Here is a 26,917-nt window from a genome sequence, read left to right as displayed (position 1 = left end):
GGTCAGCGGGCGCGGACGACGTGGTCCGCGATGCTCGCCAGCTTCTCGCGCGTCTCCTCGAGCTCGCGCGCCGGACGTGACGCCCCCATGACGCCCGCGCCGGCCTGCAGCCACGTCGCGTCGCCCCGCCGGAACAGCGTCCGCAGCACCAGGGCCGCGTCGAGCGCGCCGTCCGGGTCGATCCGGAGGACCGCGCCGGCGTAGAGGCCGCGATCCCGTCCCTCCAGCCGGCGGATGAGGTCGAACGCGGCGCGCTTGGGGATGCCCGACGCGGTGACGGCCGGGAACAGCGCGGCCAGCGCGTCCCACGAGGTGAGGCCGTCGACGAGCTCGCCCGCGACGCGGGACGCCAGGTGCTGCACCGTGCCGCGCTCCTCCACCACCATGAACTCCTCGACGCGCACGCTGCCCGGGCGGCACACGGGCGCCATCTCCTCCACCGCGAGCTTCACCGAGATGGCGTGCTCGTGGATCTCCTTCGCGTCCGACAGGAGCTCCTCGCGCAGCCGCCGCGACTCGACGGGGTCGGCCACGAGCGCCCGCGTGCCGGCGAGCGGCTGGGTGCGGACGGTGCCCCGGGCGTCCACCGCCACGACGATCTCGGGGCTGAAGCCCACCGCCTCGACCCCGCCGAGGCCCAGCAGGTAGGAGCGGGCGGGCGTGTTGGCCCGGCGTCCGCGCACGAAGGTGGCGGGCAGGTCCACCTCGCCCGCGACAGGCACGCGGCGCGACACGACGACCTTCTGCAGCTCGCCCGCGTGGATCGCGGCGACGCCCGACGCGACCGCGGCCAGGTAGCGCGCGCGGCCCTCCTCGGGATCCGCGATGCCGGGGCGCGCGGGCGCGGGGTCGGGGTCGGCGGGGTCGGCGGCCGGCTCGGGCGCGGCGAGGATCCGCGCGACCTCCACCGCCTCGCGCGCGTCCCCCGAGCGGACGGTCGCGAGGCCGTCCGCGATGGTGACCTCCGTGCGCGGCAGGATCACGTGCAGGAGCTCCCCCGCGTCCGGCGCGACCGGCATGCCCGCGTGCGCGCACGCCAGCTCGAAGGACGCGGTGCCGTAGGCGCGCCCGCGGTCGGGGCCGAGGCCCGCGAGCAGCCGGTCCACCTCCCGCAGCGGCTGCTCCCGCCACGGCACGACGACGTCCTCCTCGCCCACGACGCGCAGGCGGACGACCCGCCGGTCGACCACGACCTCGGCCCACGCCCCGATCGCGCAGGAGAACCGCCCCGCCTCCTCGAGGATGACGTGCGGCTCGTGACGGAAGGCCCGCGCGAGGTCGGCGACGGCGCCGAGCGGGTCGCGGGTGATCCGCAGCTCGGCTGCGCGGGTCACGGGGGCTGCGGGCATGGGGACTCCTTCGGGCGGGGCGGGGACGACGGACGGGATGCGGGGGACGGCGAGCGCCTCGGGGAGGATCGCGTCACGCACGGAGGTCCCCGTCGGCATCCGCGCGCGCGTCCGCGCCCGCGGACAGCAGCGCCGGGATCCGGGCCTTGTCGATCTTGCCCACGGCGGTGAGCGGCAGCGCGGGCAGCGCGACCACCCGGTCCGGGTGCTTGTACGCCGCCACCCCGAGGGAGCGGAGATGCGCGACGACCGCGCGGCGATCGGGTGCCGGCCCCGCGCAGGCGATGACCGCGACGGCGCGTTCGCCCAGGTCGGGATCCGGCACCGGCACCACGGCCGCCTGGCGCACGGACGGCATGGCCAGCAGGTAGCGCTCGACCTCCGCCGCCGCGTACTTCTCGCCGCCGCGGTTGACCTGGTCCTTCGCGCGTCCCGTGACCACGAGGTGCCCCGACGGGAGCCGGCGCACGATGTCGCCGGTGCGGTAGAAGCCGTCGGGCGTGAAGGCCGTCGCGTCCGTCTCCGGGGCCGCGTGGTAGCCGCGGAGCGTGCACGGCCCGCGGGTCTCCAGCTCGCCCTCGTCGCCGTCGGCCGCGAGGGAGCCGTCGGCGGCGCGCAGGCGGACCAGGTCGTCGGGGCTGGTCGGGCGTCCCTGCGTGCTCCAGCGCAGCTCGGGCGGATCGTCGAGCCCGGTCATGCAGACGAGCCCCTCCGCCATCCCGTAGACCTGCTGGAGCGTCGCCCCGAGCGCGGGTTCCAGGGCGCGCGCCGTGACGTCGTCGAGCCGGGCGCCGCCGACCTGGACGACACGGAGGCTCGCGAGGTCGGCGGTCGCGTGCGCGGCCTCGTCGATCCACGCCCGCGCCAGCGTGGGGGTCAGGGCGACGTGGGTCACGCCCTCGCGGGCGACGAGCGCGAAGGCCGTCGCGGGATCCGGGTCGGGCGCGATGACGACGGTGCCGCCCGCGTCCAGCGCGCCGAGCACGCCGGGGCACGCCAGGGTGAAGTTGAAGGCGACGGGCAGCACGGCCAGCAGGACCGCGTCGGGGCCGACTCCCGACGCCCGCGCCGCCGCCCATGCGTTGTAGGAGTACTCCGCGTGGTGGCGCGGGATGAGCTTGGGCAGGCCCGTGGTGCCGCCCGAGTGCAGGAGGAGCGCGAGGCGGGGCGGGCCATCCGGCGCGACCGGGTCGAGCCCCGGGCCGGATGCGGCGGCGGGATCCTGCGCGCGGCCCCGCTCGCGGACCTCCTCCCACGCGAGGGCGCCGTCCGCGCGTCGCGGCCCGTGCACGATCACGAGGTCGAGCCCGGGGCAGGCCGCGCGCACCCCGGCCGCGAGCTCCCGGCCGTCGTCGCGGCCCACGCGCTCCGCGACGACCATGCCGCGCGCCCCGCTGCCGGCGGCGAGGTGCGCGAGCTCCATCAGCCGGTGGGCCGGCATGGCGTGCACGGGCACGGCGCCGGCGCGCACGAGCGCGAACCACGCGATGACGAAGGCGGCGCCGTCGGCGAGCTGCAGCAGGATCCGGTCGCCGGGCCGGACGCCCGACCGGATGAGGCCGCGCGCGGCGAGGTCGACCTCGGCGTCGAGCTCGGCGTGGGTCCAGCGCCCGCCGCCCCCGACGAGCGCCGTGCGGTCCGGCACGCGCGCGGCGCTCCGCCGCAGGATGCCGTCGAGCCGCGCGTCCGGGTCCCGTCCCGCCGCACGGGCGGCCCCGGCCATCGCGTCGACCCAGTCGGCGCATCCGTGACCGGGCCCGTGACCCGGGCGCTCCGCGTGCTCGCGCTCGTGCATCCGTCCGCGTCCTCCTCCTGCCGTGGACGGATCTCGTCGCCGGCGCGTCAGCGGCCATATGATAACCGTTCTCAACAAAGCGAGCCCGAGGAGCGTGCACATGACCGAGCGGATCCCCTCCGTGCCTCCCGCCGCGCTGCTCCGCGACCAGGTCGCGCGCGCCCTGCACCTCGACCCCGCGGACGTGGGCCTCGACGACGACCTGGTGGACCTCGGGCTCGAGTCCACTGCGCTCATCCGCCTCGCCGGACGCTGGCGACGCGACGGCCTCGCGGCCGACTTCTCGCGTCTCGCGGCCGACCCGACGATCCGGGCGTGGACCCGCGTGCTCGGCGAGGCCGCCGCGGATCCCGGCGCGAGCACGGCCGCCGCCCCCGCCCTCGACCCCGCGTCGCCGTCGCCGCTCACCCCGCTGCAGCACGCGTACTGGCTCGGCCGGCAGCCCGGCCAGCCGTCCGGATCGGTCGCCGCGCACTTCTACGTCGAGCTCGACGGGGCGGAGCGGGATCCCGAGCGGCTGCGCGCGGCCCTCGCCGCCCTGGTGGCCCGGCACGCGTCGCTGCGGATGCGCTTCCGGGACGACGGCACGCAGCAGCCGCTGCCCGCCGACGAGGAACCGCCCGCCGCCCGGCTGCGCGTCCACGACCTCCGCGCGCTGCCGGCCGACGCCGTGGACGCGCGCCTCGCGGAGATGCGCGACGCGGGCACGCACCGCCGCATGGCCGTCGAGCGCGGCGAGGTGCTCCGCGTCGACCTGACGCTCCTGCCGTTCGGCCGCAGCCGCCTGCACGTCGACCTCGACATGCTCGCGGGCGACGCCATCAGCCTCCGCGTGCTCCTCGCCGACCTCCGCGACCTCGTGGACGCGCCTGGGCGGCCGCTGCCCGGGATCCAGCGCGACGTGCGCGCGGAGCTGGCGGCCCGGGCCGCGCGCGCCGCGGAGTCCCGCTCCTCGGCCGACGCGCGCTGGTGGCGCGAGCGCGTGCCCGACCTCCCGGCGGGCCCCGCGCTCCCCGTCCGCGACGACGCCGAGCGGCCCGACGCGGTGCCGCGCTCGCGCCGGCTGCACCACCGGATCGGGGAGGAGGAGCTCCGCCTGCTCGAGGCCGCCGCGCGCGCCCGCGGGCTGACGGTGGCCGCCGTGCTCGCGACGGCGTTCGCCGAGGTCGTGGCCGCCTGGTCGGCCGAGGGGCGCTTCCTCCTCAACCTCCCCGTGCTCGACCGCGGCGACGAGGAGGGGCTGGAGCTGCTCGTCGGCGAGTTCAGCACCTCGATCCTGCTCGACGTGGACCTCCGCGAGGAGCGGCCGTTCGCGGACGAGGCGCGGCGGATCCAGCAGGGCGTGCGCGAGGCCGTCGCCCACGCGGGCTACGGCGGCGTCGACGTGCTCCGCGACCTCGCGCGCCGCGACGGCGGGAGCCCCGTGCTCGCGCCGGTCGTGTACACGAGCGCCATCGGGCTGGGCGAGCTGTACGACGCGTCCATCCGCCGCGCGCTCGGGGAGCCGGTCTGGATCATCTCCCAGGGCCCGCAGGTCTGGCTCGACGCGCAGGTCACCGAGCTCGACGGCGGGCTGCTGCTCAACTGGGACGTGCGGGTCGACATCCTCGAGGACCGGGCGATGGAGGCCGCGTTCGGGGCGTACCGCGCCCTCGTCGACGCGCTGGTGCACGAGCGGACCGGCGCCTGGGACCTGCCGGCGCTCGCGGTCCCCGCCCCGGAGGACGCGCGGGCGCGCCGGGCGCTGGAGCGGCCGGCGCCGGACGCGGACGCGGACGCGTCGGGCCCGGTCGACGGCCTCCTGCACTCGGCGTTCCTCGCGCGGGCGGCGGCGGATCCGGGCCGGCCGGCGGTCATCGCGTCCGACGGCCGCGTGGTCGCGTACGGCGAGCTGGCCGAGCACGCGCGCCGGGTCGCGGGGCTGCTGCGCGCGGAAGGCGTCGGCCCCGGCGCGACCGTGGCGATCACCGCGCCCGCCGGGCCGGACCGCGTGGCCGCCGTGCTCGGCGTGCTGCTCGCCGGCGCCTGCTACGCGCCCGTCGGCCCGGACCAGCCGCCCGCGCGCCGCGCCGCGATCCTGGGGAGCGGGATCACCTGCGTGCTCGCCCACGACGACCTGGTCGCCGTCTCCGCGGCGGCCGTCGGCCCGGACGGCCCGCCCGTGGTCGCGCTCGGGGCCGCCCGGAACGCCGCGCCGCTCGCGGATCCCGTCGTCGTGACCCCCGACGACCCCGCCTACCTGCTGTTCACGTCGGGATCCACCGGCCGGCCGAAGGGCGTGGAGGTCGCCCACCGCGCCGCCGTCGCCACCATCCGCTCGCTCGCGCACGTCGCGCCCGTCGGCCCGGACGACCGCGCCATCGCCCTCTCCGCGCTCGACTTCGACCTCTCCGTCTACGACCTGTTCGCGCTGCTCTCGGCGGGCGGCGCGGTCGTCGTGCCCGCCGAGCACGAGCGCCGCGACGCCGACCGCTGGCGGGACCTGGTGCGCGCGCACGGCGTCACCGTCTGGAACACCGTGCCGGCGCTCCTCGACATGCTGCTCACGGCGACCGGGGACGGCGCCCTGCCCCTGCGGCTCGTGCTGCTCGGCGGCGACGTCGTCGGGGCGGATCTGCCGGAGCGTCTCTCCGCGTGCGCGCCCGCCGCCCGGCTCCTCGCGCTCGGCGGGATGACGGAGGCGACCATCCACTCCACGGTGCACGAGGCGGCTGCGGGTGCCCCCGCGGATCCCGCGTCCGCCGCGCGCGGCCTCCCCTGGGGCGAGCCGCTGCCCGGCGTGCGCCTCCGGGTCGTCGACGAGCGCGGCCGCGACCGCCCCGACGGCGTGCCCGGCGAGCTGCTCGTGGGCGGGCACGCGCTGGCCCGCGGCTACCGCGGCGAGCCCGACCTCACCGCCGCCCGCTTCCCCGTGCTCGACGGCGCGCGCTGGTACCGCTCGGGCGACCGCGCCCGGTACCGGCGCGACGACGCGGGGCGGCCCGTGCTCGAGTTCCTCGGGCGCGCGGACCACCAGCTGAAGATCCGCGGGCACCGCGTGGAACCCGGCGAGGTGGAGGCCGCGCTGACCTCCTTCCCGGGCGTGCAGCGCGCGGTCGTCGTCGCCGTCGCCGGCGCGCTCGCCGCCATGGTGGTGCCCGAGCCGGGCGCCGTCGTCGCCCCCGACGACGTCGCGGCCCACGCGCGCGCCCTGCTGCCGCCGTCCATGGAGTGTGGGCGCGTGGTCGTGCGGGCCGAGCTGCCGCTCACGGCCAACGGGAAGGTCGACCGGGCGCGGATCACCGCCGAGCTCGCCGAGCGCCCGGCCCCCGCGCCGGACCCGGACGACGCCCCGCTGTCGCCCGAGGAGCGGCTGGTCGAGCGCGTCTGGAGCGAGCTGCTCGGCACCCCGTGCGGTCGCGGGCGCTCCTTCTTCGCCGCGGGCGGCGACTCCCTCCAGGCGACCCGCAGCATCGCCGCCCTGCGCGCCGCCGGTGCCGCCGACGCGAGCGTGGCCGCGCTCTTCCGGCACCCGGTGCTGGCCGACTTCGCGGCGACGCTGCACCTCACGGAGCCGGAGCCGGGGGACGCGCGCGCCCGCATCGTGCCGGATCCCGAACACCGCCACGACCCCTTCCCGCTCACCGACGTGCAGCGCGCGTACGCGGTCGGCCGCGACCCGCGCATCCCGCTCGGCGGCGTCGGCACGTACCACCACACCGAGTTCGACGGCGCGGGGCAGGACCTCGACCTGCTCGGCGCCAAGTTCGACGAGCTCGTGCGCCGGCACCCGACGCTGCGCACCGTGATCCACCCCGACGGCACCCAGCGCGTGCTCGAGGAGGTGCCGCCCGTGCGCGTCGACGTGCGCGCGGTTCCGGCCGACGCGGATCCGGATGCGGTGGCCCGGGAGCTCGCCGCGTTCCGCGAGCGCACCTCGCACCGCCGGCACGACCTCGCCGTCTGGCCGTTGTTCGACGTCGACGCGCTGCGCTACCCGGACGGCCGGGGCGGGATCCGCACGCGCATCGCGATCGGCATCGACTACGCCGTCGTCGACGCGCTGTCGATCATGATCCTGTACACCGAGCTCGACCTCCTCGTGCGCGGGCTGCCGCTCCCGCCCGCGCCCGCCGAGCTGACCTTCCGCGACTGCGTGCTGCAGACCCGGCCGGACCCGGAGCGGCGCCGCGCGGACGAGGAGCACTGGCGCGCGCGGCTCGCCGGCATGCCCGACGCCCCGCGGCTGCCGCTCGCGGACGCGGACCCGGCCCCGCGCTTCACGCGCCGCGCGCACCGCTTCGACGCCGCGTGGTGGGCCGCGTTCCGCGACCGCTGCCGGGCGGCCGGGCTCACGCCCACGAGCATGCTGGCGACCGCGTACGGCCACGTGCTCTCCCGCTGGACCGGGCAGCGCGACCTCACCATGACGCTGACCCTCTTCGACCGGCGCGACGTCCACCCCGACATGCCGCGCCTCGTCGGCGACTTCACGGCCCTGACCCTGCTCGACCACCGCGCCGCGGGCTCCGCGGCGGAGGCGGCCCGCGGGCTGCAGGAGCGCCTCGCCGGCGACCTCGACCACCGCGAGGCGCCCGCGTCGTGGATCCTCCGGGAGCGCGCGCGCCTCGCGGGCACGGCCGTCGCGCCGGTGCCCGTGGTGTTCACGAGCGCGATCGGCGTCGGCGACGGCGTCTCCGCGGACGTATCGGGGGCGTTCGGCGAGCGGATCCACGGCGTGTCCCAGTCGCCCCAGGTGCTCCTCGACGTGCAGGTGCTGGAGGACCACGGCGGGCTGCGGGTCGACGCGGACGCCCGCGACGACGCGTTCCCGCCCGGCCTCGTCGACGCGCTGTTCGCGGCGTACGTGACCACGCTCGAGCACCTCGCCGCGGCCGACTGGGACGCGCCCCTCCCCGTGGATCCCCCGGCCGACCAGGCGCGCGCCCGCGCCACGGCGCCCGCGGCCCCCGCGGCCCCCGCGGCCTCCGCGGCTCCCCGACCGGGCCGGCTCCTGCACGACGCGGTGCACGCGGCCGCGCGCCGGGCACCCGACGCGCCCGCGCTCATCACGGGCACGGGCGCGGCGACGCGCGTCGTCACGCACGGCCAGCTCGCCGACCGCGCCCTGCGGATCGCCGGCGCGCTCCAGCGGCGCGGGATCGGCCCGGGCGACCTCGTCGGCGTCACGCTCCCGCGCGGCGCGGACCAGGCGGCGGCGGCCATCGGCGTGTTGAGCGCCGGTGCCGCGTACGCGCCGGTCGGGATCGCGCAGCCTCCCGCGCGGCGGCGGGCGATCCACCGCGCGGCCGGCATCCGCCTGGTCATCGCCGACGACCCGGCCGCGGCGGGCGGCGACGACCCCGACGCTCCCGCCCTCCTCCGCCCGGCCGACGCGGCCGCGGAGGAGCCGCTCGCCGAACCGGTGCGGCCGCCCGTCGAGGCGCTCGCCTACGTCATCCACACCTCCGGCTCCACGGGCGAGCCCAAGGGCGTGGAGATCGCGCACGACGCCGCGTGGTCCACGATCGACGCGGTCGGCCGGATGCTCGACCTCGGCGCCCGCGACCGGATCCTCGCCCTCTCCGCCCTCGACTTCGACCTCTCGGTGTTCGACGTGCTCGGCGTGCTCGGCGCGGGCGGCGCGCTCGTGATCCCCGAGGAGGGCGAGGAGCGCGACGCCCCGCGGTGGCTCGACCTGGTGCACGAGCACGGGGTCACGCTGTGGGACACGGTGCCGATGCTGCTCGACATGCTCCTCGTCGCGGCCGACGACCGACCCGGGAGGCTCGGCACGCTGCGGGCGGCGCTCGTCTCGGGCGACCGCGTGGGCACCGACCTGCACGGGCGGCTGATCCGCGCGGCCGGCCCGGACACGCGCCTCGTGGCCCTGGGCGGCGCCACCGAGGCGGCCATCTGGTCGAACGCGTGGGAGGTGGACGGCCCGCTGGACGGCTGGGCATCCGCGCCCTACGGCCGGCCGCTGCCCGACCAGGCGTTCCGCGTCCTCGACGCGTCCGGCCGGGACTGCCCCGACTGGGTGCCGGGCGAGCTCGTCATCGGCGGCCGCGGCCTCGCTCGCGGCTACCGGGGCGATCCCGCGCGCACGGCGGCCGCGTTCGTCGAGCTCGACGGCGGCCGCTGGTACCGCACGGGCGACACGGGCAGGTACCGGCCCGGCGGGATCCTCGAGTTCCTCGGCCGGGCGGACCGGCAGGTGAAGCTCGGCGGGCACCGGATGGAGCTCGGCGAGATCGAGGCCGCCCTCGCCGCGGCGCCCGGGGTCCGGCGCGCGATCGCGCTCGTGGTCGACGGGCCGGGCGGGCGACGCCGCCTGCTCGCGGCCGTCGAGCCGGCCGACGGGCACGACGGGGCCGCCGTGCTGTCCGCGGCGACCGCGACGACCGACGACCGGCTCCCCGCCTACGCCGTGCCGCACCGCATCCACCTGGTCGACGCGTGGCCGCTCACCGCGAACGGCAAGGTCGACGTGCCCGCGCTGGCCCGCGCGCTCGCGGAGGCCGACGCCGACGCCGACGACCCCGCGCGACCCGGAGCGCCCGCGCCCGCGACCGCGACGGAGGCCGCCCTCGCCGAGCTGTGGGCCGGGATCCTCGGCACCCCGCCCGCCCCCGACACCGGCTTCTTCGCGGCGGGCGGCGACAGCCTCGCCATGCTCCGGCTCGTGACCGCCGCCCAGCGCCGGTTCGGCGTCGACGCGGGCGTCCGCCGCTTCCTCGAGGAGCCGACCGTGCGGGCGTTCGCCGCCTGCATCGACCGCTCGCGCGTCGCGTCCGCCACCCCATCCACCCCCGCGTCCGCATCCCCCGCGGACGCACCCGCCCGAACGCCGGCCCCGGCCGGCACCGACCTCTTCGAAAGCGGAGACCTGTGAACGCTGAACAGCTCATCGACGACCTCAACGCCCGCGGCGTCCGGCTCTGGGCGGAGGACGGGCGGATCCGGTTCCGCGGACCGCGCGGCGTGATCGACGACGACCGGCGCGAGCTCATCCGCCGGCACCGCGACGAGGTGCTCGCGATCCTCGGGCGGCAGGACGCGACGGGGCCGGGCGCCCCCGATGCGGCCGCCGCCGATCCCGCCGCCGCGCACGCGCCCTTCCCGCTCACCCCCGTGCAGACCGCCTACCTCCTCGGCCGCACCGACGCGTACCCCTACGGCGGCGTCGCCTGCAGCGCCGACCTCGACCTGTCGTGGCCGGCGTCCACCGATCCCGCGCGCATCGTCGACGCGTGGATCCGCCTGGTCGCGCACCACGGGATGCTGCGCGCCGACATCCATCCCGACGGCTCGCAGCGCGTGCTCGCCGACCCCGGCCCCGTCGAGGTGCCGGTCGACGACCTACGGGGCCTCGGATCCGCGTCCATCGGGCACCGCCTCGACGCCGTGCGCGCCGAGCTCGCGCAGGGCACGGGCGGCGACCCCGGCTGGCCGCGCGTGCGCGCCGTCGTGACCCGCGCCGACGACGCCGTGCGCCTGCACCTGGCCGTCGACCTGCTCGTGATCGACCACGCGAGCCTGCAGCTCGTGCTCGACCAGCTGCGCGCGCTCGTCGAGGATCCGGCAGCCGCCCTCCCCGGATCGCCCGACGGCCCCGGCTTCCGCGACTGCGTGCTCGCCCGGCGCGCCCTCACGGCGTCGGCCGCGTACGAGCGCGACCGCTCCTACTGGTGGCGCCGCCTCGACGACCTGCCGCCGGCGCCCGAGCTGCCGCTCGCCGACCACGACCCGATGGCGGCTCCCGCCCGGTTCCGCCGCCTGTCCGCTGTGCTCGACCCCGCGTCCGCCCAGCGCCTCGACCGCGCCGCCGCCGCCGCCGGAGTGACCCCCACGAGCGCCCTGCTCGCCGCCTACGCCGAGACCGTCGGCCGCTGGAGCCGCGGCCCGCGCTTCCTCCTCAACGTGCCCGTCTCGGATCGCGGCGGGCTGCCCGCCGGCGCGGAGCACGTGGTGGGCGACTTCACGTCCGTGGAGCTGCTCGAGGTCGACCTCACCGAGGGCGTGCCCGCCGTGGAGCGGATGCGGGCGCTCTCCGCGCGCCTGCTCGAGGACCTCGCCCACCCGCTCTGCGGCGGCACCGAGCTGCTCGCCGAGCTCACCCGGCGCCGGGGAGGCGATGCGCGCGACGTGGCCCTCGCACCCGTGGTCTTCACGAGCGCGCTCGCCGGGGACGCCGCGAGCGCGCCCACAGGCGACGGCGGGCGGATCACCGCGGCCGTCACGCGCACGCCGCAGGTCTGGATCGACTGCCAGGCCCTGCGGGTGCCCGACGGGCTGCAGCTCAGCTGGGACGTGCGGGAGGGCGTGCTCGCCGACGGCGTGGCCGACGCGGCGTTCGGCGCCTTCATCCGGGCGGTGCGCGCCCTCGCCGACGACCCGGGCGCCTGGGACCGACCGGTCGCCGTCGACCTGCCCGACGACCAGCGCGACCGGCGGATCCGGGTGGGCGACACCGGGGATCCGGTCGCGCCCGCGCTCGTGCACGAGCCGCTCCTCGCCGCCGCCGACGCGACACCCGACGCGCCCGCGGTCATCGCCCCCGACCGCACGCTGACCCACGACGAGCTCGTGCGGCGCGCGGCCGCCGTCGCCGCGCGGCTCCGCTCCACCGGGCACCAGCCGGGCGACCGCGTGGCGATCGTCGCGGCGCGCGGCTGGGAGCAGGTCGTCGCCGTGGTCGGCGTGCTCCTCGCGGGCGGCGCGTACGTGCCCGTGGACGTGGCCCAGCCCCGGATCCGCCGCGACACCGTGCTGGCCGACGCCGGGATCCGGCAGGTGCTCACGCAGGAGGCCCTCGTCGGCGCGTCCGAGGACTGGCCCGTCGGCGTCGAGCGGATCGCGGTCGACGCGATCGAGCCCGCCGCCGCCCGGCCTGGCCCCGACGCCGGGCGCGACGGCGTGGATCCGGCCGACCCCGCCTACGTCATCTACACGTCCGGGTCCACGGGCACCCCCAAGGGCGCGATCCTCTCCCACCACGCCGCGCACAACACGCTCGTGGACATCCGCGAGCGGTTCGGCGTCGGCCCCGACGACCGCGTGCTCGCGCTCGCCGGCCTCGGCTTCGACCTGTCGATCTTCGACGTGCTCGGCGTGCTCGGCGCGGGCGGCGCCATGGTGCTGCCGGACCCGCGGCGGCGCGACGACCCCTCGCACTGGGCCGCGCTCATCGCCCGCCACCGCGTCACCCTCTGGAACTCCGTGCCCGCGCAGGCGCGCATGCTGCAGGACTACCGCGACGCGGTGGCCGCGACCGGCGGCGCGGCGGACGGCGACGGCCCGAGCACGCTGCGGCTCGCGCTCCTCTCGGGCGACTGGATCCCCGTGACCCTGCCCGACGCCATGCGCGCCGGCCACCCCGAGCTCACCGTCGTGAGCCTCGGCGGCGCGACCGAGGCCGCCATCTGGTCGGTGCACCACGTGATCGGCGAGGTCGACCGCCTGCTGCCGAGCATCCCGTACGGCACCCCGCTGCGCGGCCAGCGGCTGGCCGTCGTCGACCACCTCGGGCGCGACCGGCCCGAGGGCGTGCCCGGCGAGATCCTCATCCGCGGCGCGGGCGTGGCGCTCGGGTACCTCGGCGACGCCGAGCGCACGCGCGAGCGCTTCGGGGTGGATCCCGCCACGGGCGACCGCGAGTACCGCACGGGCGACATCGGCCGGTACCTGCCCGACGGGAGCATCGAGCTCCTCGGGCGCGAGGACGCGCAGGTGAAGATCCGCGGCTACCGCATCGAGCTGGCGGAGATCCAGGCCGCCGTGCTCGCGCACCCGGGCGTCGCCGACTGCGCGGTGCAGGTGGCCGAGGGGACCGCGGGCCGGCACCTCGTCGGGCTCGTGCAGCCCGAGCGGATCGCGCCCGCCGACACGCCGGACGACCGCGCGCCCGGTGACGCCGCGCGCGCCGCCCTCGCGGTCGCCGCGGCGGACGTGGACACGGCTGCCCTCGGCGCGTTCCTCGCCCAGTTCGACGAGCACGCGCTCCGCGTGATCGAGCGGACGCTCGCCGCGGCGGGCGCGCTCGTCGACGAGGAGGCACCGGTCAACGCGGACGAGGTCGCCGGCCTCCTGCGCGCGAGCGACGCCCACCGCGTGGTCGTGCGCCGCTGGCTGCGCGCGCTCGAGCGGCGCGGACGCATCGCGCGCGACGCCGACGGACGCTACCGCGGCGCGCTCTCCGCGGATCCGGAGCGGGTCGCGCGCGCCTGGGCCCGGGTGGAGGAGGCCGAGCGGGAGATCCGCTGGAGCGCCGAGCTGCTCCGCCACGTGCAGGCGTCGAGCCTCGCGCTCGCGGACCTCGTGAGCGGCGACCTCGACATCGCGGAGCTGCTCTACCCGGGTGCGCCGAGCGACGCGATCGGCGCGGCCTACCGCGACAACCTCGGCGTGCGGCTGCTCACCGCGGCGCTCACGGCCGCGGTCGTCGCCCTCGCCGACCGGCACGAGGCCCGGGGGCTCGGCGCGGACGAGCCGCTGCGGATCCTCGAGGTGCGCGGCGGCGTGGGCGGCGCGGCCGACCAGCTCATCCCCGCCCTCGCCGGCCGCGCCGTCGAGTACGTGTTCACCGACCCCTCGATGTTCCACGTCGGCGAGGCCCGCGAGCGCCACCCCGACCGGCCCGGCGTGCGGTTCCAGGCCTTCGACCCGGCCGCCGACCCGCTGTCGCAGGGGCAGCGCCCGAACTCCTACGACGTCGTGATCTGCTCCAACGGCCTGCACGGCGTGCCCGACGTGCCCGCGGCGCTCCGGCGGCTGGAGGGGCTCCTCGCCCCGCACGGCCACCTCGCCGTGATCGAGAGCACCCGCGAGGACAACCCGCCGCTCATGATCGCCACCGACTTCATGGAGGTGCGCGCCGGCGGACCCGCCGACGCGCGGCTCGCCGACGAAGCCCTGCTCTTCGCGGCCGACGCGTGGCGGGCGATGCTCGGCGACCTCGGTGCCCGGGGGATCCAGCAGGTGCCGGCGGACGAGGATCCGCTCTCCGGCCTCGGCCAGCACCTCCTGCTCGCGCAGGTGAAGGCCGACCGCGCGCCGCTGCGGGCCGCGTCGCTCCGCCGCCACGCCGCCGACCGCCTGCCGGAGTACATGGTGCCGCGCCGCTGGCAGGTGCTCGACGCGCTGCCGGTCACCGCGAACGGCAAGGTCGACCGTGCTGCGCTCGCCCGGCTCGCGGAGGACCGGGCGCCGGCCGCCGCCGTGGCCGCGGGATCCGACGCGCCCCGCGACGACGTCGAGCGCCGCCTCCAGGAGCTGTGGGCGGAGCTGCTGGGCCGCCCCGGCATCGGCCGCGACGACGACTTCTTCGCGCTCGGCGGCGACTCGCTCCTCGTGGCGCGCCTCGTCGGCCGGATGCGGGAGCAGCTGCCCGAGGTCGTCGACCTCGAGTGGGACGTCGTGCTCCGCCACATGCTCCGCCGGCCGACCATCGCCGGGCTCGCGGGCTACGTCCGGCAGGCCGGGCAGGGCGCGGCGGGCGACCGGGAGGCGCCCGCGACGCCGGCCGTGAGCCTGCTCTCGGGATCCGGCCAGGGACCGGCCACCGTGCTCGTCCACGCCGGGATCGGCACGATCATGCCGTACCGCGCGCTGATGACCGAGATCCGCCGCCGGTCCCGCGGCACCGGCTCGCTGTACGGCGTGGAGGTCCCCGACCTCGACGCCTTCCTCGACGCCGACCCGCACGGCCTCATCGACCGGATCGCCGCGGAGTACGCCCGCGAGCTCCTCGCCACCGGGATCCGCACCTTCCACGTCGTCGGCTACTGCCTCGGCGGCCTGGTCGCCACCGAGGTGGCGCGTGCGCTCACGGAGGCGGGCGCCGACGTGGCGTCCTTCACCGCGATCAGCAGTCACAGCCCCGCGTTCCGGCTCGACGACGAGATGGTGTCGGAGTACTCGTTCGCGATGATGATCGGCATCGACCCCGTCGACCTCGGCTTCCCCGCCGACCCGTGGCGCATCGCCGCGGCGGGCGCGCGCATCCTCGAGAGGACCCCCGGGGTCATGCCCGCGGACGGCTACGCGTCGCTCGACGGCGAGTTCGCCGACATCGGCCGGGCCTTCCTCGACCTGTCGCGCATCCCGCGCCGGGCCCGCATCGCCCGCATGTGCGAGGTCGTGCCGCCGGCGTCCGGCAGCTACACCCCGGAGCAGATGACGCGGTTCTTCCGCACCTTCCGGCAGAGCGTGTTCGCCATCACGCGCTACCGGCCGGATCCGTACGCGGGCGACATCACGTTCCTCCGGCACAGCGGCGCGTACCCGTTCCCGGGCAGCAGGGAGGCGGTGACCGACTACTGGGAGGAGCTCGCGCTCGGCGAGCTCGACATCGTCGACATCCCGGGCGACCACTACGACTGCCTGTCGGTCGAGCACGCGCCGCGCGTGCTGTCGATCCTCACGCGCGTCACGGGCGGGGCGGTGATCGCGTGATCGCGGTCATCGGCGCGTCCGGCGCCGTCGGGCGACCCGCGGTGCTCGCCCTCCGCGCCCTGTCCGATGAGCCGCTCCGGCTCGGCGGGCGTCGCGAGGCGCCGCTCCGCGAGCTCGCCGACGAGGCGGGCGGCGAGGTCGAGACCGTGACCGTCGACCTGATGGACGACGACGCGCTCGCGCGCTTCTGCCGCGGCGCCGACGTGGTGGTGCACTGCGCCGCCCCCGCCTTCGCGTTCGGCGACAGGATCGCGGCCGCCGCCCACGAGGCGGGCGCCGACTACGTGGACGTCTGCGGCGAGGAGCCCGTGCGCGCGGGCCTCGTCGCGCGCGGCCTCGCCGACGTCGCCGTGCGCGACGGCCGCCGCGCGGTCGTCTCGACCGGCGTGGTCCCCGGCCTCTCGGGCCTCCTGCCGCGGCTCGCCGCCCAGGGGCTGCGCGGCCCTCTCCGCCTGCGCGGCTGGGTGGGCGGGGTCGAGGCGTGCTCCCCCGGGGTCGCGCTCGACGTGCCGCTGTCGCTCGCGGCCGGCGGGCCCGGATCCACCGCGTACGGCACGCCGCTCGCCGCGTGGTCCGGCGGCCGACGGGTCGAGCGCGCGCTCCGCGCGGAGGAGGACGCGACGGCGCCGTTCTTCGCGGGCCGGGTCGCGCTGCAGCCGTACCTGTCGGCGGAGACCGAGCGGATCGCACGCGGCACAGGCTTCGCGGAGGCCGAGTGGTGGAACGTGCACCCGGGTCCGGCCGTGCGCGACGCCCTCAACCGGCTGCCCGCGCTGCTCGCGGGCGACGACGGCGCGACGGCGGCCGCCGACGCGCTCATCCGCGCGGGCGACCTCGACCTGCTCGGCACCCGGCCGTTCCACGTGCTGGCCGTCTCCGTGCGCGGCACCGACGCCGAGGGCGTCACGGTCGAGCGCGCGATCGTGCTGCACAGCGACGACAGCTACGTGCTCGCGGGCCATCTCGCGGCCATCACCGTGCGGGAGATCCGCGCGGGCACCGTGCCCGCGGGCGTCGGCTTCGCGCACGACGTGCTGGATCCGCAGCGCGTCCTCGACCTCGTCGCCGCATCCGGCGCGAGCACCGTCACGCGCATCGACGACGCCGGCGACGCCGGCGACGCGGGCGAGATGGTGGAGGAGGACCTGTGACGGGCGATCCCGCCGGCCGCCCGCTGCGGGTCGTCGTCTGCGGCACCGGCTTCGGCCGCATCCACCTCCGGGCCGTGCTCGCGCGCCCCGATCTGCGGCTGGTCGGGATCCTCGCGCGCGGCGGCGACGCCTCCCGCGCCCTCGCCACCGCGCATGGCGTGCCGATGTGGACCGACGTCGCCGAGGTGCCCGCCGACGTCGACCTGGCGTCGGTCGCCGTCGGCGCGGCCGTGCAGGGCGGGCCGGGATCCGAGCTCGTGCTGGCGCTGCTCGCCCGCGGGATCCACGTGCTGCAGGAGCACCCGGCGCACCCCGACGAGATCACCGCGGCCGCCCGCGCGGCGCGCAAGGCCGGCGTCCGCTACCGCCTCTCGACCCACTACCGGCACGTGCGCGCGACGCGCGGCTTCCTCGCGTCGGCCGAGCGGCTGCGCGCCAGGAGCGCGCTCGTGCACGTGGACGCCGCGGGTCCCGTGCACCTGCTGCAGCCGCTCGTCGACGTCCTCGGCCTGGCGGTCGGCGGGCTCCGGCCGTGGGCGTTCGCGGATCCCGTCGCGCGCCCGCGCGAGCTGACCGCGCTCGAGACGCGCCCGTCCCCGCTCACGGCGATCGAGGGCGTGGTCGGCGGCATCCCGCTGTCGCTGCGCGTGCACGACGAGCTGCACCCCGCCGACCGCGACAACCACGCGCTCCTCTGGCCGCGCATCTCCCTCGCGTCGGAGGCGGGCGTGCTGACGCTCGCCGACGTGCACGGCCCGGTCACCTGGAGCCCGGCGCTGCACACCCGCCGCGACGCGGCCGGCCGGCTCGACCTCGACGGGGATCCCGCCCGGCGCTCCCTGCCGCGCCTCGCCTCCTGGCCGGAGGCGCCCGCACCGACCGCGGGCGAGCTCTTCGACGACGTGTGGCCGGACGCGGTCGGGCACGCGCTCGGGATGCTCGTGGCGGAGATCCGCTCGGGCGACGGGGACGCGCTCCGCTCGGCGCAGGCCGACATCACGATGGCGCGCGCGTGGGTCGACCTCACCCGGCGGCTCGGCCCGCCGCGGAGCATCCGGCCGGGCGAGCCGCCGCGGGTGACGGCCGCGGCGATCCTGCCCGCGGCAGAGCCGTCGGACGCGGCGGACGGGCGCGCGCCGGCGGGCGGCGATCCGTCGGGCGCGTCCCCCGACCCGGCGCCGGCCGACCCCTACGGCCCCGCGGCCGAGCTCTTCGACCTCGCCGCCGCCGCGCACGCCGAGCTCACGGCCGCCGCGGTCTGCCGGCTCCTCGACGGCCGCGACCTGTCCGCGGCGCCCGTGCTCGACATCGGGGCGGGCACGGGCGTCATCGCGCGGGCCGTCGCGCGGGCGCATCCGGAGGCGCGCGTGGTGGCCGCCGAGCCGTCCGAGCCGCTGCGCGCGGTGCTGACCGCGCGGATCCTCGACGCCGACGGCCTGCAGGAGCGCGTGACCGTGACCGCCGGATCCGCGCCCGACCTCGACCTGCCCGACCGCCTCTCCGCGGTGCTCCTCTGCGGCGTGCTCGGCCACCTCGATCCGGGGCAGCGCGCGCGGCTCTGGGAGCGGATCGCCGAACGGCTGCTGCCGGACGGGGTCGTCGTCGTCGAGACGATGGGCCTCGAGCCCGGGACGCGCGTGCCCGAGTCGCGGCTGGCCCGCACGCGCGTGGGCGACGACGAGATCGAGTGGTGGTTCCGCGCGGATCCCGCGCCCGACGGCCTCCTCGCCCTGCGCACGCGCTGGCGCAGCCGCGAGCCCGGCGGCCGGGAGCGCGAGGTGCACGACGCGTACTCCTGGGATCCGGTGGGCCTGGAGGCGCTCGCGCGGGAGGCCGGCATGGACCTCGTGCGCCTGCCCGCCGCGGCCGGTGCGTCGCTGCCGCTCGGCGCGCTCGTGCCGCGGCCGACCGATTCCCCAGCCGGGTGATGCGCCGCCCTTCCACACCGCGACGCACCCTTATCGCGCATGGTTCTCAATAAGGGCTACGCTCCTTGCCGACCCACCCCGCAGCGAGGAGCCGCACCATGATCGACACCCCGCGCGCCGACGGCGGCTGGCTGCGGCGCATCGCCACGGCGCCCGATGCCCGCATCCGCCTCGTCTGCCTGCCGCACGCGGGCGGCGCGGCGTCGGCGTACCGCGGCTGGGCGCCGTTCGCGCCGCGGGGCGTCGAGGTCCTCGCGGTCCAGTACCCGGGCCGCGGGGACCGCTACGGCGATCCCGTCAGCCCGGATCTCGACACGCTCGCCGCCGACGTCGCGGCGGCCGTCGGCGCCCTGCCCGACCGCCTGCCCGTCGTCCTCTTCGGGCACAGCATGGGCGCCCTGGTCGCCTACGAGACCGCGCGCGTCCTCGCCGCGCGCGGCCGCCCCGCCGCCCGGCTCGTCGTGTCGGGACGCCGCGCGCCGACCGTGCGGTGGGGCGGCCCCCTGCACCGGCAGGACGACGCCGCGCTCCTCGCCGACCTCGAGCGGCACTCCGGGACCGCGCCCGAGATCCTCGCCGACGACGACATGCGGCGCACCGTGCTCGCCTGCCTGCGCGACGACTACCGGCTCGTGGAGACGCACCGCACCGCGGCGGGACCCGGGCCCGGCTGCCCGGTGAGCGTCTTCAGCGGCGACGCGGATCCCGAGCTGCGGCCCGCGGATGCCGAGGCGTGGCACCGGCTCGCCGGCGACGGAGCGGCGGACGACGGGGCGGCCGACGACGGCCTCCGGGTCTTCCGCGGCGGCCACTTCTACCTGGCCGAGCGGCCGGCCGAGGTGGTCGAGGCGATCGTGTCCCTGCTGGATCCCGCGCTCGCGTTCCCCGCCCCGGCGGAGTCGATGTTCCCGTGACGCTCGAGCTGCAGGACTACTCCCCGGGCGCGGAGTTCTACGACCTCGTGGCCCGGCGCCACACGGAGGCGCTCGCGGGCGTGCTCGCCGAGGCGCTGGCGGGCGCCCCGGCGGGCGCGGCCGCGGGCGCCTCCGCCGGCGCCGAGCCCGATTCCGACCCCGGCACCGTCGTGGAGCTCGGCGCGGGCACCGGCCGCGTCACGCGGCTGCTCGCCGACCTCGTGCCCGACGCGCCGATCCTCGCCGCGGAGCCCTCCCCCGTCATGCGCGCCGTGCTGCGCAGCCGCGTGCACGAGGATCCCGCGCTCCGCAGCCGGGTCACCATCCGCCCCGAGACGGCGCAGGAGCTCGTGCTGCCCGAGCGGATCCGCGCGGTCGTGCTCATCGGCGTCGCCGGCCACATCGGCAGCGACGACCGGGCGGACCTCTGGCGCCGCTGCCTCGAGCGCCTGGTGCCCGGCGGCGTGGTCGTCGTCGACCTGATGGGGACGAGCGCGCGCGCGCTCCCGCCGACCCGCCTCCTGCGCGAGCGCATCGGCACCCAGACCTACGAGTGGTGGACCACGGCCGAGCCCGGCCGCGACGGCGCCACCCGATTCACCACGCGCTGGCTCGTGCTCGACGGCGCGAGGACGGTACGCGAGGTCCGAGGAGGATACGAATGGCACAGCCTGGACCAGGCGACGCTCGCCCGGGAGGCGGGCCGGTCGTGGACCGTGCTCCGCGGCGGGGCCGAGGACGCGGCGACCGAGGTCGCGGTGCTCGGCCGATGACGGACGCGGCCGAGGCCCCGGGCGCCGCGGTCGCCGCGTCCCTGCCGGAGCCGCCCGCCACGGTGGCCCGGGCCGTCCGGGCGGTCCGCGGCCGGCTGGCGGCGGCCGTGCTGCTGCAGGCGGCGGCCTCCGCGAGCGGGCTCGCCGCCGTCGTGGCGGTCGCCGAGATCGGCCGGGCCGCGGTCGCCGACCCCGGCGGTCCCCCGGCGTGGGGCGGCGTGGTCCTCGCCGCCGTCGCCGGCCTGGCGGGCCTCCTGCTCTCCGCGGCCGCCGACACGCTGACGCACCTCGCCGACGCCGACCTCCAGCTCGACCTCCGGCGCCTCGTCGTGGCGCGACTCGGCCTGGTCCCGCTCGCCTGGTTCGACGACCACGACGCCGGCCGGGTCCGCCAGGCCGTGCAGCAGGACGTGGCCGCGCTGCACGCGCTCGTGGCGCACACGCTGCTCGACGTCACGCGGCTCGTCGTCGTCACCGTCGCGTCGCTCGTCTACCTGCTCGCGCTCGACGTGCCGCTCGCCCTCGTGTGCCTGCTGCCGCTCGTCGTCGGCGTGTTCCTGTTCGCGCGGGCGATGGCGGGCGCCATGTCGTCCATGGCCGAGTACGGGCGTGCGTCGGCCGAGATCGCGGGCAGCGTGGTGGAGTTCGCCGACGGGATCCAGGTGGTCCGCTCCTTCGGCCGGCCCGGCCGCGCGCACGCCCGCTACCTGCGCGCGGTCGACGCGTTCGCCGCGTTCTTCGGCGCCTGGGTCGCCCGGACCACGACGGCCACGACCGCGTCCTGGCTGACGGTCTCGCCGATCGGCGTGCTCGCCCTCGTCGTGCCGGTGGGCGGCGCGATGGTCGCGGCGGGCGCGCTGCCCGCCGCGGACCTCGCTCCGTTCCTCCTGCTCGCGCCCGCGATGGCGGCGCCCGTGGGCGTCATCGGCCCGCGCGCGCAGGCCATCCGGGGCGCCGTCGACGCGGCGGCCTCCGTCGACGAGGTGCTGCGCGCGCCCACCGAGCCCGAGGTCGCGGAGCCGCGCGTGCCCGACGCCCGCGATGGCGGGGGCCTCGTGCTCCGCGGCGTCTGCTTCTCCTACGACGGCGAGCGCGACGCGCTCCGGGACGTCGACCTCGACCTGGAACCTGGATCCGTGACGGCGGTCGTCGGCCCGTCCGGCTCCGGCAAGTCCACCCTCGCGGCCCTCGTCGCCCGCCTGCGCCTGCCCACCCGCGGCACGCTGGAGCTCGGCGGCGTGGACGTGCGCGACGCGACCCCGGCGGCCTGGCACGCCCAGGTCGGCTGCGTGCTGCAGGACACGGTGCTGCTGCGCGACACGGCCCTGGAGAACCTCCGGCTGGGCCGCCCCGACGCGCCGCTCGACGAGGTGCGCGCCGCCGCCCGGGTCGCGCAGGTCGACGACGTCATCGAGGCGCTCCCCGACGGGTACGCCACCGTGCTGGATCCGCGCGGCGGCCTCTCCGGCGGCGAGGCCCAGCGCATCGCCCTCGCCCGCGCGCTCGTCGCCGACTGCCCGGTGCTGGTGCTCGACGAGCCGATGGCGCACGCCGACCCGGGCACCGCCGGGCGCATGCAGCGCGCCCTCGACCACGCGACCCGGGACCGGACCGTGCTGGTCGTCGCGCACCGGCTGGAGACGGTGGAGCACGCCGACCGCATCGTCGTGATGGACGCGGGCCGCGTCGCGGAGCAGGGCACGCACGCGGAGCTGATGGCCCGCGACGGCCTCTACGCGCGGCTCCTCCGCGCGGGCGCGCCCACGCCGACGACCGACACCGACGGGGAGGGGCGCTGATGCGCGCGATCGACGAGGCCAGACGGACCCTGGGACCCGCGGGCGAGCGGGAGCTGCGCCCGGTCGTGGCGCGGATGGCGGCCGCGTCCGTGCTGCACGGCGCCGCGGCCCTCGCCCTCGTGCCGGTGCTGGAGCGCCTCTTCGGCCCGGATCCGGCGTCCGCGTGGCCGTGGATCGCCCTCTTCCTGCTCCTCGCCGCCGCCCACCTCGCCGTGCAGGCCCGCGGCCAGGCGGCCGCGTTCGGGGCGGGCGTCCGGGCGGCGAACGCGCTGCACCACCGCATCGGCGACCACGTGGTGCGCCTCCCGCTGGCCTGGTTCGACGCGTCCCACCGGGCGGAGCTGACGGCCGCGGCGGGCGGCAGCGTGCTCGCGTCGATGGGCGTGCCCGCCTACCTGCTGCGTCCGCTCATCACCGCGACCGTGGTGCCCGCGGTCATCGCGCTCGGCCTCCTGGTGCTGGATCCCCCGCTCGGCGTCGCCCTGCTCGTGCTCGCCCCGCTGCTCGTGCTCGCGCTCCGCATCGGCGGCCGGATCGTGGCGCGCGCCGACGCCGAGCGCGACGCGGCCGACACGGGGATCGGCGAGCGCGTCGTGGAGTTCGCGCAGGCCCAGCACGTGCTGCGCGCGCACGGCCGCACCGGGCGCGACGCGGGCCTCGTCGACGCGGTCCTCGTGCGGCACCGCGCCGCGGCGCGCGCCCTCATCGGCCGCACCGTCGCGGGGCTGCTCGCGTTCGGCGCCGTCATGCGCGTGACGCTCGTCGTCGCGCTCGTCATCGTGGTGGCCCGTGTCCTCGGGGGCCCCGTCGACGCCGGCCGCACGGTCGCGGCGCTCGTGCTCGTCTTCCACGCCGCCGACCTCGTGGGCCAGGGGGCGGAGCTGGCGGTCGGCGTGCGCGCCGCGCGCCGCGACATCGGGGCCGTGGCCCGGATCCTCGACGCCGCCCCCATCCCCGAGCGGGATCCCGGCACGACCCGCACGCCCGCCGGCGCCGACGTGGAGCTCGACGGCGTGTCCTTCTCCTACCCGGGATCCCCGGCGGAGGCCGTCTCGGGCCTCGACGCCCGGCTGCCCGCGGGCCGCATGACCGCGCTCGTGGGCCCGTCCGGATCCGGCAAGACGACGGTCGCCCGGCTCCTCGCCCGCGCCGCCGACGTGACGGGAGGCGCCGTGCGCATCGGCGGGGTCGACGTCCGCGACATGGCGCTCGCGGACGTGGCCGCGCACGTGTCCACCGTCTTCCAGGACGTGCACCTGCTCGCGGGCACGCTCGGCGACAACGTGCGCATCGCGGATCCGGACGCGGACGACGACGCCGTCACGGATGCGCTCGGCCGCGCCGGCCTGCCGCTCGGCGACGGCCTCGATCTCGACACGCCCGTGGGCGAGGGCGGACGCCAGCTGTCGGGCGGCCAGCGCCAGCGCGTGTCCATCGCCCGCGTGCTCCTGAAGGACGCGCCCGTGGTCGTGCTCGACGAGGCCACGGCGGCGCTCGACGCGGAGAGCGCCGCGGCCGTGGGCGAGGCGATCCGGCTCCTGCGCGGGCACCGCACCCTGCTCGTCATCGCGCACCGGCTCGACACCGTGCGGAGCGCCGACGAGATCCTCGTGCTCGACGGCGGCCGCCTCGTGCAGCGCGGCACGCACGACGAGCTGGCCGGGCAGCCGGGCGTCTACGCCGGGTTCCTCGCCGACGTCGTCGCGGCGGACGGCTGGCGGGTGCGCGCCCAGTACTCGTAGCGCGACGCGGTCGAGAAGCCGAGGCCGCCGTAGAGCGCGCGAGCGCCGTCGTTCTCCGCGACGACCTGCAGCCAGACCGCGGTGATCCCGCGGTCGAGCCCCGCGTCGACCGCCGCCGCCATCGCCGCCCGCGACAGCCCGCGGCGTCGGGCCTCGGGGCGCGTCGCGACGGCGAAGAGCCCGCCCCAGCTCCCCACGAGCGCGAGCCGCGCGGTGGCGAGCACGCGGTCGCCGTCGCCGTCGCGCACGGCGGCGTAGACGGAGGGGCCGCGCTCGAGGATCCGGCGGGCGACCGCGAGCTCCGCGGATCCGCCGCGCCCGTCCACGCTCCACCACGCGTCGAGCCAGGCGTCGTCGGGCGCGTCGGCGACCGTGACCTCGTGCGCCGGATCCGCGGGAGCCACGTCCGCCAGCCGCTCCGCCACCCCGTCCGCGTCAGCGACCTGCACGAGCGTGAGCGCCTCGGCGCCGTAGCCGCGGGCGGCGAGCCGGGACGCGAGGTCGGCGGGCTCGGACGCGGGCGACACCTGCACGCACGGGTCGATGCCGTGGTGGCGCGCGAAGGCCTCGGCCGCGTCGAGCGCGGCCTCCGGATCGGCGACGGGGCCGGCCGGGAGCGCCGAGTTCGCGCGCTTCGTCACGCCTCCCGCGGCGCGCAGGATCCACCCGCCGTGCAGCTCGCGCGTCTCGGCCGGCCAGCCGCGGTCGGCGAGGTCGTCCAGCAGGGCGGCCGCGGCGCGCGGGTCCATGGCGCGCACGGCGGCGACATCGGATCCGGCGACGGATCCTGCGCTCACGCCAGCTGCCCCGCGTCCGCCGGCCCGCGCGACACGTCGTCGTCCGCATCCGCCGCCCGCAGCACGCGCAGCGCGTTGCCGCCCGCGAGCGCCATGAGGTCGTCGTCCGACCAGCCGCGCTCGGCGAGCGCCGCGATGAGCGCCGGGTAGCGCGACACGTCCTCGAGCCCGTCGGGCGTGCGGTCGACGCCGTCGTAGTCGCCGCCGAGGCCCACGTGCCGGGGGCCGGCGACCTCGCGGATCCGCTCCACGTGCCGCACGACGTCGGCCAGCGTCGCGCGCGGCCGCTCCCCGGGGCGGCGCGCGGCGACGGCCTGCACGCCCTCGTGGTCGCGCGGGTCCACGCCCTCGCCGATCGCGATCATCAACGTCTCGTCGTGCCACTCCGCGACGGCGGGCGACACGAACTGCGGCACGAACGTGGCCATGCAGACGCCGCCGTTCGCGGGCAGCGCGGCGAGCACGTCGTCGGGGACGTTGCGCGGCACGTCGCACTCGGCGCGCGCGCCCGAGTGCGAGAACAGCACGGGCCGGCGGGCGATCCGCAGCGCGTGCCGCATCACGTCGGCCGACACGTGCGACAGGTCGACGAGCATGCCGATCCGCTCCATCTCGGCCACGACGCGCTCGCCCGCCGGACTCAGACCGTGGTGCACGGGCGCGTCGGTGGCCGAGTCGGCCCAGGCCACGTTCGCGTTGTGCGTGAGCGTCATGTACCGCACGCCGAGCGCGCGCATGGTCCGCAGCGCGCCGAGGGATCCGCCGATCGAGTGGCCGCCCTCCATGCCGAGGAGCGAGGCGACCCGGCCGGACGCGACGACGCGCTCGACGTCGTCGGCCGTCACGGCGAGCGCGAGCCGATCCGGATGCGCGGCGACGAAGCGCCGCACGACGTCGACCTGCTCGATGGTCGAGCGCACGGGGTCGATGCCCGGCAGGTCCGGCACCCACACCGACCAGAACTGCGCCGCCACCCGGCCGCGCGCGAGGCGCGGCAGGTCGGTGTGCAGGCCGGGCACGGCATCCTCGACGGCGAGGCGCGCGATCACGTCGTCGGCGACGGACGCGCTCGGCCCGCCATCCCGCACCGCGCGCTCGCGGAGCGCCCAGGCGAGGTCGTCGTGGCCGTCGACGATCCCCTGCGCGTCGAGCAGGCGCGCGACGCGGTCGGCGAGCGCGGGCGAGGGGGCGGGTGCGTCCGTCATCCCCGGATCAGCGCCCGGTGCCGTCGACCGCGAACGGCTCGATGGCCGCCAGCTCGTCGTCCGTCAGCGCGGGGGCGCCCGCCGCGGCCACGTTCTGCTCCAGCTGCTCCACGCTCGACGCGCCGATGAGCGCGCTCGTGATCCCCGGGTGCCGCAGCACCCACGAGAGCGCGAGCTGCGCGAGCGTCTGCCCGCGCCCCTCGGCGACGGCCTGCAGGCCGCGCGCCCGCTCCAGGTAGACGGACGAGACCGCGGACTCGTCGAGGAACCCGCTGGTCGCGGCGCGCGAGTCGGCGGGGATGGATCCCGACAGGTACCGGTCGGTGAGCAGCCCCTGCGCGAGCGGCGAGAACACGATGCAGCCGGATCCCGCCTCCTCGAGCACGGGCAGCAGCCCGCCCTCGACGTGCCGGTTGAACATGGAGTAGCTCGGCTGGTGGATGGTCAGCGGCACCTTGTGCTCCGCGAGCGCGGCGACCGCGCGCTCCGTCTGCTCGGGCGAGTAGTTGCTGATGCCGGCGTACAGCGCCTTGCCCTGGTGCACCGCGGTCGCGAGCGCGCCCATCGTCTCCTCGATGGGCGTCTCGGGATCCGGGCGGTGCGAGTAGAAGACGTCGACGTACTCGAGGCCCATGCGGCCGAGGCTCTGGTCGAGCGACGCGAGCATCGACTTGCGGGATCCCCACTCGCCGTAGGGCCCGTCCCACATCAGGTAGCCGGCCTTGGAGGAGATGACGATCTCGTCGCGGTACGGGCGGAGGTCCTCGGCGAGGATCCGGCCGAACGCCGTCTCGGCGCTGCCGGGAGGCGGGCCGTAGTTGTTCGCGAGGTCGAAGTGCGTGATGCCGAGGTCGAACGCGCGGCGCACGATGGCGCGCTGGGTGTCGATCGGGCGGGCGGTGCCGAAGTTGTGCCAGAGGCCGAGGGACAGCTCGGGGAGCTTGAGGCCGCTGCGGCCGGAGCGGCGGTACGGCATGGACGAGTAGCGATCGGGATGAGCGACGTAGGTCATCCGCCGAGCGTACCGAG

At 77.8% G+C, this 26,917-nt stretch carries 13 protein-coding genes and 1 pseudogene; 9 read left to right on the top strand and 5 right to left on the bottom strand.

From position 1 onward, the window contains the following. Nucleotides 1-2 precede the first annotated feature (2 nt). Together JOE38_RS12025 and JOE38_RS12020 are read right to left on the bottom strand one after the other, a co-directional pair. Complete coding sequence (locus tag JOE38_RS12025; RefSeq protein ID WP_239544820.1) at nucleotides 3-1,349, bottom strand: salicylate synthase; 1,347 nt, start codon at nucleotides 1,347-1,349, stop codon at nucleotides 3-5. A 73-nt stretch (nucleotides 1,350-1,422) separates the two neighbouring features. Next, nucleotides 1,423-3,144, bottom strand: coding sequence for a (2,3-dihydroxybenzoyl)adenylate synthase (locus tag JOE38_RS12020; protein ID WP_204576500.1), 1,722 nt, complete (start codon nucleotides 3,142-3,144; stop codon nucleotides 1,423-1,425). 100 nt (nucleotides 3,145-3,244) lie between these two features. Between JOE38_RS12020 and JOE38_RS12015 the strand changes: the two genes are divergently transcribed. From JOE38_RS12015 to JOE38_RS11980, 9 genes and pseudogenes are all read left to right on the top strand, one after another. After that, nucleotides 3,245-10,018 (top strand): non-ribosomal peptide synthetase, encoded by a 6,774-nt coding sequence (locus JOE38_RS12015; protein ID WP_204576499.1) that lies wholly within the window; start codon nucleotides 3,245-3,247, stop codon nucleotides 10,016-10,018. After that, nucleotides 10,015-11,241: pseudogene (locus JOE38_RS16115) on the top strand (condensation domain-containing protein); the annotation flags it as partial. The gene JOE38_RS12015 and the pseudogene JOE38_RS16115, both read left to right, overlap by 4 nt. A 258-nt stretch (nucleotides 11,242-11,499) precedes the next feature. Further along, complete coding sequence (locus tag JOE38_RS15945; RefSeq protein ID WP_374191170.1) at nucleotides 11,500-15,579, top strand: amino acid adenylation domain-containing protein; 4,080 nt, start codon at nucleotides 11,500-11,502, stop codon at nucleotides 15,577-15,579. After that, nucleotides 15,576-16,730: a saccharopine dehydrogenase NADP-binding domain-containing protein gene (locus JOE38_RS12005; RefSeq protein ID WP_204576497.1), complete on the top strand. Its 1,155-nt coding sequence runs from the start codon at nucleotides 15,576-15,578 to the stop codon at nucleotides 16,728-16,730. Before JOE38_RS15945 ends, JOE38_RS12005 begins: the two co-directional genes overlap by 4 nt. After that, entirely contained in the window at nucleotides 16,727-18,658 is a 1,932-nt protein-coding gene (locus JOE38_RS12000; protein ID WP_204576496.1) for a Gfo/Idh/MocA family oxidoreductase, read from the top strand. Before JOE38_RS12005 ends, JOE38_RS12000 begins: the two co-directional genes overlap by 4 nt. Before the next feature lie 98 nt (nucleotides 18,659-18,756). Continuing rightward, nucleotides 18,757-19,572: a thioesterase II family protein gene (locus tag JOE38_RS11995; protein ID WP_204576495.1), complete on the top strand. Its 816-nt coding sequence runs from the start codon at nucleotides 18,757-18,759 to the stop codon at nucleotides 19,570-19,572. Next, on the top strand, nucleotides 19,569-20,345 hold the full coding sequence (locus JOE38_RS11990; RefSeq protein WP_204576494.1) for a class I SAM-dependent methyltransferase: 777 nt from the start codon (nucleotides 19,569-19,571) through the stop codon (nucleotides 20,343-20,345). The genes JOE38_RS11995 and JOE38_RS11990 overlap by 4 nt, the downstream gene beginning before the upstream one ends. Next, the gene (locus JOE38_RS11985) at nucleotides 20,342-22,144 is read left to right on the top strand and encodes an ABC transporter ATP-binding protein (protein WP_204576493.1); all 1,803 of its coding nucleotides are present in this window, start codon (nucleotides 20,342-20,344) and stop codon (nucleotides 22,142-22,144) included. Before JOE38_RS11990 ends, JOE38_RS11985 begins: the two co-directional genes overlap by 4 nt. Next, a complete protein-coding gene (locus tag JOE38_RS11980) occupies nucleotides 22,144-23,886 on the top strand; it encodes an ABC transporter ATP-binding protein (RefSeq protein WP_204576492.1) in 1,743 nt (580 codons plus the stop codon). The genes JOE38_RS11985 and JOE38_RS11980 overlap by 1 nt, the downstream gene beginning before the upstream one ends. Here JOE38_RS11980 and JOE38_RS11975 read toward each other — a convergent pair. From JOE38_RS11975 to JOE38_RS11965, 3 genes are read right to left on the bottom strand one after another with little or no spacing between them, the layout of a single operon-like run. Then, complete coding sequence (locus JOE38_RS11975) at nucleotides 23,820-24,683, bottom strand: GNAT family N-acetyltransferase (protein ID WP_307838871.1); 864 nt, start codon at nucleotides 24,681-24,683, stop codon at nucleotides 23,820-23,822. The genes JOE38_RS11980 and JOE38_RS11975 overlap by 67 nt on opposite strands. Further along, complete coding sequence (locus JOE38_RS11970; protein ID WP_204576491.1) at nucleotides 24,680-25,888, bottom strand: dipeptidase; 1,209 nt, start codon at nucleotides 25,886-25,888, stop codon at nucleotides 24,680-24,682. Before JOE38_RS11970 ends, JOE38_RS11975 begins: the two co-directional genes overlap by 4 nt. A gap of 7 nt (nucleotides 25,889-25,895) precedes the next feature. Further along, nucleotides 25,896-26,900: an aldo/keto reductase gene (locus tag JOE38_RS11965; protein WP_204576490.1), complete on the bottom strand. Its 1,005-nt coding sequence runs from the start codon at nucleotides 26,898-26,900 to the stop codon at nucleotides 25,896-25,898. Nucleotides 26,901-26,917: the final 17 nt, after the last annotated feature.

The sequence above is a fragment of the Clavibacter michiganensis genome (assembly GCF_016907085.1).
Classification (GTDB): domain Bacteria; phylum Actinomycetota; class Actinomycetes; order Actinomycetales; family Microbacteriaceae; genus Clavibacter; species Clavibacter michiganensis_O.
This window is presented reverse-complemented; position numbering and strand designations above follow the sequence as displayed.